At 69.2% G+C, this 11,305-nt stretch carries 8 protein-coding genes and 2 pseudogenes; 4 read left to right on the plus strand and 6 right to left on the minus strand.

All coding sequences use genetic code 11. The annotated features are described in order from the left end of the window. Window positions 1–45: 45 nt before the first annotated feature. A complete protein-coding gene (locus GWG54_RS01000) occupies window positions 46–945 on the plus strand; it encodes a thiamine-phosphate synthase family protein (RefSeq protein WP_167935999.1) in 900 nt (299 codons plus the stop codon). 1 nt (window position 946) lies between these two features. Next, on the plus strand, window positions 947–1,633 hold the full coding sequence (locus tag GWG54_RS01005; RefSeq protein ID WP_167936000.1) for a class I SAM-dependent methyltransferase: 687 nt from the start codon (window positions 947–949) through the stop codon (window positions 1,631–1,633). Here the strand turns inward: GWG54_RS01005 and GWG54_RS01010 are convergent. Beyond that, the gene (locus GWG54_RS01010; protein WP_167936087.1) at window positions 1,630–2,040 is read right to left on the minus strand and encodes a thioesterase family protein; all 411 of its coding nucleotides are present in this window, start codon (window positions 2,038–2,040) and stop codon (window positions 1,630–1,632) included. The two genes, GWG54_RS01005 and GWG54_RS01010, sit on opposite strands and share 4 nt — an antisense overlap. Window positions 2,041–2,168: 128 nt before the next feature. Here GWG54_RS01010 and GWG54_RS01015 point away from each other — a divergent pair, with 128 nt between their 5' ends. Further along, window positions 2,169–5,228, plus strand: a complete 3,060-nt coding sequence (locus tag GWG54_RS01015; protein WP_167936001.1) for a PAS domain-containing protein — start codon at window positions 2,169–2,171, stop codon at window positions 5,226–5,228. Between the two features lie 17 nt (window positions 5,229–5,245). Here the strand turns inward: GWG54_RS01015 and GWG54_RS01020 are convergent, their stop codons facing one another. Continuing rightward, window positions 5,246–6,013 carry a DUF7001 family protein gene (locus GWG54_RS01020; RefSeq protein ID WP_167936002.1) on the minus strand — a complete coding sequence of 256 codons (768 nt, stop codon included), beginning with the start codon at window positions 6,011–6,013 and terminating at the stop codon, window positions 5,246–5,248. A gap of 87 nt (window positions 6,014–6,100) precedes the next feature. Between GWG54_RS01020 and GWG54_RS01025 the strand changes: the two genes are divergently transcribed. Beyond that, window positions 6,101–6,412, plus strand: a complete 312-nt coding sequence (locus GWG54_RS01025) for a hypothetical protein (RefSeq protein ID WP_167936003.1) — start codon at window positions 6,101–6,103, stop codon at window positions 6,410–6,412. A gap of 30 nt (window positions 6,413–6,442) precedes the next feature. Here GWG54_RS01025 and GWG54_RS01030 read toward each other — a convergent pair whose 3' ends face one another. The 4 genes and pseudogenes from GWG54_RS01030 to GWG54_RS01045 all read right to left on the minus strand — a co-directional run bounded on the left by GWG54_RS01030 (window position 6,443) and on the right by GWG54_RS01045 (window position 11,136). After that, complete coding sequence (locus tag GWG54_RS01030; protein ID WP_167936004.1) at window positions 6,443–7,333, minus strand: NAD(P)-dependent oxidoreductase; 891 nt, start codon at window positions 7,331–7,333, stop codon at window positions 6,443–6,445. 55 nt (window positions 7,334–7,388) lie between these two features. Beyond that, window positions 7,389–9,359, minus strand: a pseudogene (locus GWG54_RS01035) (PAS domain S-box protein); the annotation flags it as partial. A 269-nt stretch (window positions 9,360–9,628) separates the two neighbouring features. Then, window positions 9,629–10,081, minus strand: a pseudogene (locus GWG54_RS21255) (GAF domain-containing protein); the annotation flags it as partial. A 125-nt stretch (window positions 10,082–10,206) separates the two neighbouring features. Beyond that, window positions 10,207–11,136, minus strand: coding sequence for a sulfide-dependent adenosine diphosphate thiazole synthase (locus tag GWG54_RS01045; RefSeq protein WP_167936007.1), 930 nt, complete (start codon window positions 11,134–11,136; stop codon window positions 10,207–10,209). Window positions 11,137–11,305 lie beyond the last annotated feature (169 nt).

The following is an 11,305-nucleotide window of genomic DNA, read 5'->3' on the forward strand; positions in this document are numbered from 1 at the left end:
GACCTGGGAAGTTATTTCCGCGGCGCGCGTCTGCCCACTCACGAGATGCAATTCGTCGAAGAGATCGTCGTCGACGAGTTCCTGCCGACCTTCCGCTCGCTGCTGGCCGGCGAGCTCCGGGAGCGGGGACTCACCCAGAGCGAGGTCGCGACGGTGCTGGGGATCAGTCAGAGCGCCGTCTCGAAGTACGCCCACGGGGACGTGACGGTCAACGACCGCATCGCCGACGACGAGCGGGTCACCGCCCTCGTCGACGAGCTCGGCGAGGGACTGGCCGACGGCGACATGACGCCCGTGCAGGCGCTAATCGAGACTGAGGTGCTGATCCGCGAGCTCGAGGGCGGCAGCGACCTGCTCGCCCAGCTCCACGAGGAGGCCGTCCCCGAGCTGGCCGACCACGGCTCGAGTTTCCGGGTGCACGACCCCGAGAGCGAGCTCCGGACCAGCGAGCGGGTGCTGTCCTCGCTGCGGCGCGGGCTGGGCATCCTCGAGAACGCCAGCGGCTTTGCGACCCTGATCCCCGCGGTCGGCTCGAACCTCGTCGCCTGCACGCCCGACGCCGAGGGCGTCGACGACGTCGCGGGCGTCCCGGGCCGGATCTTCGACGTGAAGGGGCGGGCGACGGTCCCCACGAGCCCGGAGTTCGGCGTCTCCGAGCACGTCGCGACGGTGTTGCTCTCGGCGCGTCACCACGGGTCCGACGCCGCGGCGGCGATCAACGTCGCCTACGACCCGGACCTGCTCGAGGAACTGTCCGAGCGGGGCCACGTCACCGCCGAGTTCGACGAGTCGGGGGACGTCGACGAAAGCGTCGGCGCGGCCATCGACGACCAGCCGTCGGCGACGGTGCTCTACCAGACCGGCGGGATGGGAATCGAACCGCTGATCTACGTGCTCGGGTCCGACGCGGAGTCGGTCGCCGACAGCGTCCGGGCGCTCCTCTAACATGTCGGCGAGCACGAGCGGCGAGGACGCACGGGAGTTCTACGGCCGCTGGGCCCGGCTCTACGACCTGATCGCGCGCCGAACGCCCGGCGTCCCGGCGCTCCGTCGGCGGGCCGCGGCCGCCTGCCGGCTCGAGCCCGGGGACACCGTCGTCGAGATGGGCTGTGGCACGGGCGCGAACCTCCCCTCCCTCCGGGAGCAGGTCGGTCCCGAGGGGACCGTGATCGGGATCGACTTCACCGGACCGGTCCTCGAGCGGGCCCGCGAGCTCACCGCGGCGTACGACAACGTCCACGTCGTCCGCGGCGACGCGACCCGACCGCCCGTCCGCGGAGACGTCGACGCCGTCCTCGCGACGTTCGTCGTCGGCATGCTCGAGGACCCCGCGGGGGCGGTCGACGACTGGTGCGACCTCGTCGGTCCCGACGGCCACGTCGTACTGGCCAACGCCGCTCGGAGCGACGCGTGGTACGCCCCGCCCGTCAACGCCGTCTTCCGGGCGATCGTCGTCCTGTCGACGCCGCCGACGACGAAGCTGCGCTACGACGACGACCCCCACCTGCGCCTCGACGCGAAGATCGACGCGGCCCACGCCAGGCTCCGGGAGCGATCGCGGGCGGTCGCCGACGAGACGCACATCTTCGGCGTCGTTCGGCTGACAGGTGGCAGAATCGGCGACGGCGCTTAGGTCGGCGTTTCGAGCCCCTCGTACTCGCGGATCCGTTCGCGGACGTCCTCGTCGATCGGCGCCGGTTTTCCGGTCTCGCCGTCGGTGTGGACCATCACGGTCTCGGCGGTCGCGGCGACCTCGCTGTCGACCCGGATCTCGTAAGCCATCGTACAGCTCGTCTCACCGAGGTCGGTCACCCACAGCGCGACGACGGGCTCGTCGCCGTACTCGATCGGCCGTCGGTAGGAGAGCTCAAGGTTCGCGATCACGAACGACAGCTCGCGCAGCCGCTGGCCCAGCACCGCCTCGATGTAGTCGATCCGGACCGACTCGAGGTAGCTCGCGTAGACGGCGTGGTTGACGTGGTTCAGCGGGTCGAGATCGCGGAACCGGACGGGGACCTCCCTCGTAAACTCCTCGCTCATCGTCGGTTTTTCAGGAGTCGGATAGAAGTAGACACCGGTTCGTGCGGGCACCGCGACCGATCGTCGGCGGGATCGGGGAGGCCGCAAATAGAAGGGCTTACGCACACCACGCTAGTAGCGAGGTTATCATGGATTCGGCTCCCGAGACGGACGCGGCGCTCCGGCGTCGGATACGACAGCAGGAGGTCGTCGCCGACCTCGGTCAGCGCGCGCTCGAGGCGGACGACCTTGATCGGCTGTTCCGGGAGGCGTCGACCGCCGTCGCCGACACGCTCGAGGCCGAGTACGCGAAGGTGCTCGAACTGCGTTCCGACGACGCGCTCGTGCTCAGAGCGGGCGTCGGCTGGCGGGCGGGACTGATCGGCTCGGCGACAGTCCCCACCGATACGGACTCGCAGGCGGGGTACACGCTGCTGTCGGAGGAGCCCGTCGTCGTCGACGACCTGCGCGGCGAGGAGCGCTTTTCGGGTCCCGACCTGCTCGTCGACCACGGCGTCGTCAGCGGGATCAGCGTCGTCGTCGGCTCGCCCGAGGAGCCGTGGGGGGTGCTGGGCGTGCACGCAACCGAGACGCGCGCGTTCACGCCCTACGACGCGAACTTCGTCAAAAGCGTCGCGAACGTGCTGGCGTCGGCGATCGAGAGCGAGCACCGGCGCTCCGAACTCGAGGAGATCCACGGTCGAATCTCGGACGCCTTTTTCGCGCTCGACGAGGACTGGGAGTTCACCTACCTCAACGACCGCGCCGAGGAGCTGATCAACCCCGACGGCCGGCAGCTGCTCGGGAAACCCGTCTGGGCGGCGTTCCCGGAGGCGGAGCGCCGGGAGTTCAAACCCCGCTACGAGCACGCGATGGCCGAGGCGGAAGCGGTCACGTTCGAGGAGTACTATCCGGAGCCGCTGGACAGCTGGTTCGAGGTGCGAGCCTACCCCTCCGAGACGGGGCTGTCGGTGTACTTCCGCGACGTCACCGAGCGCACGGAACGCGAGCGCGACCTCGAGCGCTCCGAACGGCGCTACCGGACGCTGGCCGAGTCGTTCCCGAACGGGATCGTCGCGCTGTTCGACGACGACCTCGAGTTCGCGCTCGCGGCCGGCCGGGCGTTCGAGAACCTCCCGATAGAGGCCGACGACCTCGAGGGGAAACACGTCCGGGAGATCGGGGACGGAGCCGTCGCCGACGCGCTGGAGCCGAAGCTGCGGGCGACGCTCGAGGGGGCGGAGAGCACGGTCGAACTCGAGTACGCGGGTCGGAACTGGCGAGTCCATACGGTTCCGGTGACCGACGACGAGAGCGTCGTCTCCGGGATGGCGATGGCCCAGGACGTCACCGATCGGCGGGACCGCGAACGGTCCCTCCGAGAGGCGAAGGCCCAGCTCGAGGCAGCGACGGAGGCGGGTGCGGTCGGCACGTGGGAGTGGCACGTCGTGGACGATCGACTCGTCACGGGCGCCGCGTTCGCACAGCAGTTCGGAATCGATCCCGACGCGGCCCGGGAAGGGGTAGCCCTCGAGGCGTTCGTCGACTCGATCCACGAGGACGACCGCGAGCGGGTCGAACGCAGGATCGAGGCCGCCCTCGAGAGCTGCGGGGAGTACGAGGCGGAGTACCGCGTCCGCGACGCCGACGGCGAGTTCCGGTGGGTGGTCGCCCGCGGCCGCGTCGAGTGCGACGCCGACGGAAACCCGGTTACGTTCCCCGGCGCGCTGGTCGACATTACGGAACGAAAGCGGGTCGAGCGCCAACTCGCGGAGCAACGGCGCCAGCTCGAGACGCTGTTCGAGGTGCTCCCGGTCGGGGTCGTGGTCGCGGAGGCCGATGGACGGCTGGTCGAGGCCAACGACGCCGCCGCGGAGATCTGGGGCGGCGACGTCTTCGACGCCGAGACCGTCGCCGACTACGAGCGCTACGACGGCTGGTGGGCCGACACCGGCGAGCCGATCGAGCCCGAGGAGTGGACGATGAGCCGCGTCCTCGAGGGCGAGACCATCCTCGATCCCGACGTTATCGAGATCGAGGCCGCCGACGGGGAGCGACGTACGGTGCTCGTTCACGGGATGCCCATCACGGACGAGAGCGGCGAAGTCGTCCGCGGGGTGCTCACGCAGACGGACGTCACCGAACGTCGGGGGTATCGCCGCAGGCTCGAGGAGAGCGAGCAACGGTACCGGACCCTCGCCGAGAACTTCCCGAACGGCGTCGTCGCGCTGTTCGACGACGACCTGCGGTATACGGCCGCCGGCGGCAACCTCATCGCCGACCTCGGCATCGATCGGGAGAGTGCAGTCGGGAAAACGATCTACGAGCGCTATCCCGACGAGATCGTCGAAACCGTCGAGCCGTACTTCGAGGCCGCGCTCGAGGGCGAGGAGAACACGTTCGAGGTGAGCTACGCCGGGCGGGAGCTGTGGGCGCACACGATCCCCGTCAGAACGACCGGCTCGGCCCGGCAAGGGATGCTCGTCGTCCAGGACGTGACCGAGCGCCGGGAGTACCAGCGCAAGCTCGAGGCCTCGAACGAGCGGTTAGAGCAGTTCGCGTACGCGGCGAGTCACGACCTCCAAGAGCCGTTGCGGATGATTACCAGCTACCTTCAGCTCCTCGAGGACCGGTACGCCGAGGAACTCGACGCGGACGGCGAGGAGTTCATCGAGTACGCGGTCGACGGCGCCGAACGGATGCGCGAGATGATCGACGGCCTGCTGGCGTACTCCCGGGTCGAAACACAGGGCGACCCCTTCGAACCCGTGGATCTGGACGCCGTCCTCGAGGACGTCCTCGCCGATCTCCGGCTCCGGATCGAGGAGAGCGGCGCCGAGATCACGACCGCGTCGCTGCCCCGGATCGAGGGCGACGAGGGGCAACTCCGGCAGGTGTTTCAGAACCTGCTCGAGAACGCGATCGAGTACAGCGGCGACGACCCCCCGCGGGTCCGAATCGACGCCGAGCGCGACGGCTCGAGGTGGCGGATCGCGGTCCGGGACGAGGGAATCGGCATCGATCCCGAGCAACAGGAGCGCGTCTTCGAGGTGTTCCAGCGACTCCACAGCCGCGACGAACACGACGGGACGGGGATCGGGCTGGCGCTGTGTCGGCGCGTCGTCGAGCGCCACGGCGGCGAGATCACCGTCGACTCCGAGCCCGACGAGGGAACGACGTTCACGTTTACCCTTCCCGCGGCCGAGTAGCGGACCGCGAGTCCGGCTCACGCCCGGTCGTACCGCCGCGCGTGCTCGCTGCAGAACTCGGGCTCGCGGAGCTGGGCCGCGATCAGGTCCCCGTGGTAGTGGGCGTCGAAGAGCCGACACCCCTCGCGGTCGCAAAACGGCTCGCCCGTCTCGAGGAAGTCGGACGCCTGCAGCGCGTACCCCTTCAGCGCCTCGGTCGTCCGCGGGTCGTTCTCGACCAGGAACTCGCCCTCGACGCGGTTCTCGAGGACCTCCCGTGGCGGGGCGTCGCCCGACAGCAGCGAGTGGCGCTGTTTCTCCTTGTAGTATTCCTCGGGCTTGGCGGGCGCCTCGTAGAGCCCCGGCACGGAGAGCAGCGCCGGCTGGCCGAGGATGCTCACCCGCTTGTGCCAGCGCCCGTCGTGGTCGCCCCAGGTCCCGATCGCCCGATCGAGGACGGCGACGTGCAGCGTCTCGAGTCCGCGCTCCTCGGGCGGCAGCGCGCTGTTTAACGCCCGCTGGACCTGCTTGCCGTCGTAGAGCACGCCCCCCTCGCTCTCGGGGCGCTCGAGGGCGCGTTCCTCGTAGCGGACCGTTCCCAGCATCGTGTTCCCGGTCTCGCGGTCGTACGGCGAGGTGACCCGCGCCTCGGCGAACCGTTCGGCGAGTTTCCCGTCGCGGTGGACGTCGAGAAACCGATCCCGGACCGACACCGACGCCTCGACGCGGTCCTCGAGCCAGTCCGCGATCGCGTCCACGTCGACGACCGTCGTCGGCGCCCGGTAGCACAGAATCTGCTCGACCATGTATTACCTAGTCGTACCACGGAGTGAATCAGTTACGGTCCCGCGACCGCCGATCGATTTATGTCGTCTCTCGGTCACGTTCCGGATATGTTTCCACCGCCGGTTTCGAACGAATCGATCCTCTCCGACGGGTTGAACCCTCTCACGCGAGCCTACCACGAGGCCGTCGTCTACGAGGACCGCGAGAGCGACGAGCCCCTCTACGAGGGACCGGTGGTCGTCCACGCCAACGGTTGGCTCGAGCTCGAGGGCGATCGCCTGCTCTCGCCGAGCGCGGTCCACCACGTCGACGTCTACGACGACGAGCGACCACCCGCCGAAGGCGATGGCCGCGACGACCGCGACGACCAAGACGCGGGCGACGACGACCGCCGAACCGGACGGTCCAGTCCCCGGTAGCCGTCTCGAGCGATCGGGCTCGCCCTCGCGTCAGCCGTCCAGAAACGACGGGGCGTGGGAGGGCTCCTGTTCCGCCTCCCGCCAGGTGTGCTCGGGCTCCCAGCCGAGCTCCTCGCGGGCTTTCGCCGTCGTAAACGCCGACTCCTCGCCCTCGAGCGCACAGTCGGCGGGCAGGTCGCCGAACACCGCCTCGATCATCTCCGCGGTGGGTCTGCCGAGGTAGTTCTCCGCCGCGACCGCGAGGTAGGCCTCGTGGCCCTCGCGGTCGGCCTCGAGGGCGGCCTCGACCAGCGAGGCCAGGTCGCGGACGTCGACGTACGACCAGTAGTTCCCGCTCCGATCGGCCGTCTCGGGGTCGAACGCCTCGCGAACCTCGGCGAGTTGCCGACTGCCGGGGTAGCTCACCCACGAGGGGCGGATCGACGTCATGGGGACGTCGAACGCCCGGACCGTCCGTTCGGCGATCAGTTCGCCGACGAGCTTCGAGGTGCCGTAGGGATCCTCCGGGCGCTTGGGGTGGGCCTCGTCGATCGGCAGGTACTCCGGCAGCGGGGGCGTCGCCGCAAAGGGCATCCCGTAGGTGCTCTCGCTCGAGGTCCAGACGACCTCCGCGTTCGCTCGCCCGGCGGCCTCGAGGACGTGGTAGGTGCTGAGAACGTTCGTCTCGAAGGTCTCGCCGCCCGAACGGATCCCCATCGCCGGGATTCCCGCGCAGTGGACGACAGCGTCGGGATCCGCGGTGTCGATCAGTTCCCAGGCGGTTCCCTGGTCGGTCAGATCGCCCGCGAGAAAGGCGGCGTTCTTCCGCTCGCCGGGCGGACGTTCGAGGTCGACGCCGAGGACCTCGTGGTCCTCGCCCGCGAGGTGATCGACGATCCAGCTTCCGATACCGCCGGTCGCACCGGTGACGACGACGCGCATGCTCGAGTCGAGTCGGCCGCAGGGAAAAACCGTGGGGATTCCCGCTCGAGCGCGCTCACTCGCCGCCGATCGCGGGCAGCATAATCGTAAACGTCGCCCCCTCGCCGGGCTCGGAGTCGACGGCGATCTCGCCGTCGTGGCGCTCGACGACGCGTCGACACAGCGCCAGCCCGATGCCCGTCCCCTCGTACTCCTCGGCGGAGTGAAGGCGGTCGAACACCTGGAAGATCCGATCCTGGTCCTCGGGATCGATCCCGATCCCCTCGTCGCCGACCGAGACGGCCCACTCGTCGTCCCGTCGGTCCGCGTCGACGTGGATCCGGGGCGGTTCGTCCCCGCTGTAGGTGATCGCGTTCTCGAGGAGGTTCTGGAACACCTGCCGGAGCTGATCCGCGTCCCCGCGGACCCGCGGGAGCGGTTCGATCTCGAGTTCGGCGTCGCTCTCCTCGATCCGGAGCTGCAGGTCCGCGAGGACGTCGTCGACGACCGCGTCGAGGGCGACGGGTTCGAACGGCTCGCCCTGGGTCTCGACCCGGGCGTACGCCAGCAGGCCGTCGATCATCGTCCGCATGCGCTCGGCCCCGTCGACCGCGAACTCGAGGAACTCCTCGCCGTCGGCGTCGAGCTCGTCGCCGTAGCGGCTCTCGATCAATCCGAGGTAGCTGGTAATCATCCGCAGGGGCTCCTGGAGGTCGTGACTGACTGCGTAGGCGAACTGCTCTAAGCGCTCGTTCGACGCCTCGAGCTGACGGCGTCGCTCCTTGAGCTGTTCCTCGAGGCGTTTTCGGTCGGTGACGTCCGCGATGATCCCCTCGACGTCGATGATTTCGCCCTCGTCGTCGAAGAGCGCTCGACCGTAGTCCCTGACCCACCGACGGTCGCCGGCGGCGGTCTCGATGCGGTAGGTCTCGGAGAACGGTTCGCCCTTCGACGCCCGTTCGTGGACCGCGTCCCACAGCTGCTCGCGGTCGGCCTCGACCATCACGTCCTCGCCCCAGCTCACTTCGCCGCTCTCGAGGGCGTCGGGGTCGTACCCGGTGAGGTCCTCGCAGGCGTCGCTGACGAACGTCATCGGCCAGCCGCGCTCGTCCTCGCAGCGGTAGACCATTCCGGGGACGTTGGCGATCAGCGTCGAGAGCCGTCGCTCGCGCATTCGGAGCTGACGCTCCCGCTCCTTGCGCTCGGTGATGTCCTGGGCGATGGTCATCCCGCCGAAGACGCCGCCGTCGCCGTCGGTGATCGGGACGACGTGGACGATCCACTCCCGGTCGGCGTACTCGAGTTCGACCTCCCGGGAGTCGCCCTCGAGGGCAGTCCGGAAGGCCCCCTCGAGGCTCCGGGCGACCCCGTCGGGCCAGGCCTCCCGGACGGACCGACCCTCGATCTCGGTCGGCGACACCGGCAGCGTGTCGAAGGTTCGTCCCGCCGCGAGCGTGTACCGCAGGTCGTCGTCGAACAGCGTCACGATCCCGTTGGGGACGTTCTCGGCGAGGGTTCGGTACTGCTGCTGGGACTCCCTGAGCCGTCGCTCGCGTCGCCTGCGGTCGGTGATGTCGCGGGCGACGGCGATCATGTAGCCGTCGTCGACGCCGACGTAGCTGACGTTGACCTCCGCGGGGTAAGTCGTTCCGTCGGCCCGCTCGTGAACCCCCTCGATCGTCATGCCGTCCGCGACGGCGACGTCCGCGACGTGGTCGCGCCACGCCTCGACGTCGGCGAACCGCCGCTCGATATCGGGGACCGCGAGCTCGAGCAGCTCGTTTCGGTCGTAGCCAAGGCGACGACAGGCCGTCTCGTTGGCGTCGAGGAGCCGTCCCGTCTCCGAATCGATAACCAGGACGATATCGTTCGAGTGGTCCAGCAGCGTGCGAAACAGCTCGAGGTCGCGCTCGCGTTCCGTGCGCTCGGTGACGTCGCGGAAGTACACCGACAGCCCCGTCTCGGAGGGGTAGGCTCGCACCTCGAACCAGCTGTCCAGCGGTTCCGGGTAGTACTCCTCGAACGAGACGGTCTCCTGTTCGTACATCGCCCGCTCGTCTTCGGTTTGAACTGCCGTTCGAGGGCCGCGGAGAACGCCTCCCAGACGTTCCGACCGACGAGCTCCCGGCCGTCGGGATTGATCAGCTCGTGGGCCCGCTCGTTGAGGTAGGTGAACTCCCAGTCCTCGTCGAGCGCGAAAAACGCGTCCGAGATGCGACCGTAGGTGTCCTCGAACTGCCGGCGGGTCCGGCCGTTCTCGATCGCCGATCCGAGGACGGCCGCGACGCTGCGGACGAAGCTGGCGTCGTGGGTGGAGAACGACCGGGGATCGGTCGCGTACGCCCCCAGCACGCCCCATGGCTCCTCGGCGGGGCCGATCCGGACGCCGATCCCGCCGACGACGCCGTGATCGACGAACAGTTCGGGACGATCGACGCGGCTCTCGCCGCGGCCGTCCTCGAGGAGGAACGGCTCCTCGCGTCGAAGCGCCTCGCCGACGAACGTCTCGGCGCCCGCCGGAACCGTCGCCGAGCCGACCAGCCCGTCCCGCCAGCCGACGCCCGCCCGGAGCAGCGCCTCGCCGGCGGGGCGGCGCTCGAGGACGGCCGCGCGTTCGATCGCGAGCCCCTCGACGAGGGCGTCCGTCGCCTCGTCCAGCAGCGCCTCGAGATCGTCCGTCTCGAGCGCTCGCTGTCCGAGGTCGGCGACGATCTCCTGTCGCCGCGTTTGCGTGCGGACGTCGGGACCGCTCGGCGAGGGCGACTCCATTCTCGTCTACGGTAACCGTACCCGAAATATAAAATCTGTGCCGTTCGGATCACCGCGGTTCCGACCGTCATCGGACGACGAGCGCCCGACGACGGACGAAAGACGGTAGCGGACGGCGCTCCGTCTCAGTCGTCGGCCGGCGTCGTCCGCGAGGTCACGTCGACGGGGTCGGCGTCGACGCCGAGTTCGTCGATGGCCTCCTGGGCCGCGCGCTTGCCCGAGACGAGCATGGCGCCGAACGTCGGCCCCATGCGCGGCAGCCCGTAGGTCGTCGCCGTGGCCATCCCCGTCGCGATCAGCCCGTCGTGGACGAGTCCGGTGTGCTCGACGACGGCGTCCTCGCTCTTGCCGACCCACATCGAGTCGTGGCCCGGCGAGTCGTGGCCCGGCGCGCCGTAGCTGTCGTCGCCGGTCTGGTCCATCCCCGTTGCTCGAGCCTCGGCGTCGCCGATACCGGGCGCGTCGAGGACGCCCCGTTCGTCGAGTTTCTTGACGGCCATCGCGTCGTGGCCCGTCGCGTCGACGACCAGGTCGGCCTCGACGGCGATGGGGTCGACGCAGGTGATCTCGCGGGGCAGCGCGTGGACGGGCGTCCAGTTCATCACGATCCCCGAGACCGCGTGGTCCTCGCGGATGACGATGTCCGTGAACTCGGTCATGTTCTGCATCTTCGCGCCCGCGTCGCAGGCGGCCTTGATCAGCCCCGAACAGGCCTCGGGGCCGTTCGCCACGTAGAGGTCCTCGCTGTCCTGGGACTCCGTGTAGGAGACCTCGAGCTCCTCGAGGATCCCCTGGGCGGGATCGCGCACGGTGACCTTGTTCATCAGGAACCCGCCGAGCCAGAACCCCCCGCCGAGGTAGTTGTTCTTCTCGACGACCATCGTTTTGATCCCGCGCTCGGAGAGCTCCTTCGCGGCGGTGAGCCCGGAGGGACCCCCGCCGACGACGATGACGTCTGAGTCCGAGAAGTCCATGAACTCCTCGGTCCACTCCTGGCCGATCGCGCGCGTGACGTCCGCTTCGCCGACGTCGCTGAACTGATCGAACTCGCTCATACAACTAGGTGGTAACATCGAGTAGTGAAAAGCGTACCGGGAGCTGTTCGGTAGCTGATATCCGAGGCTTCGCGGCGGGCGAGGACCTCGCCGCTGACGTGGTCGAACGCCGTAGAGCGTCGTTGGGCCGCGAGCGCGGTCGTTTCGCCGACCTCGTCCGTCGCCGCTC

Source organism: Natronococcus sp. JC468, assembly GCF_012163165.1.
GTDB lineage: Archaea > Halobacteriota > Halobacteria > Halobacteriales > Natrialbaceae > Natronococcus > Natronococcus jeotgali.

Bases quoted from the DNA above. Each gene is read 5' to 3' on its own strand.
- GWG54_RS01000 (WP_167935999.1), top strand. From the start codon at position 46: ATGCAATTCGTCGAAGAGATCGTCGTCGACGAGTTCCTGCCGACCTTC.
- GWG54_RS01005 (WP_167936000.1), top strand. From the start codon at position 947: ATGTCGGCGAGCACGAGCGGCGAGGACGCACGGGAGTTCTACGGCCGC.
- GWG54_RS01010 (WP_167936087.1), bottom strand. From the start codon at position 2,040: ATGAGCGAGGAGTTTACGAGGGAGGTCCCCGTCCGGTTCCGCGATCTC.
- GWG54_RS01015 (WP_167936001.1), top strand. From the start codon at position 2,169: ATGGATTCGGCTCCCGAGACGGACGCGGCGCTCCGGCGTCGGATACGA.
- GWG54_RS01020 (WP_167936002.1), bottom strand. From the start codon at position 6,013: ATGGTCGAGCAGATTCTGTGCTACCGGGCGCCGACGACGGTCGTCGAC.
- GWG54_RS01025 (WP_167936003.1), top strand. From the start codon at position 6,101: ATGTTTCCACCGCCGGTTTCGAACGAATCGATCCTCTCCGACGGGTTG.
- GWG54_RS01030 (WP_167936004.1), bottom strand. From the start codon at position 7,333: ATGCGCGTCGTCGTCACCGGTGCGACCGGCGGTATCGGAAGCTGGATC.
- GWG54_RS01045 (WP_167936007.1), bottom strand. From the start codon at position 11,136: ATGAGCGAGTTCGATCAGTTCAGCGACGTCGGCGAAGCGGACGTCACG.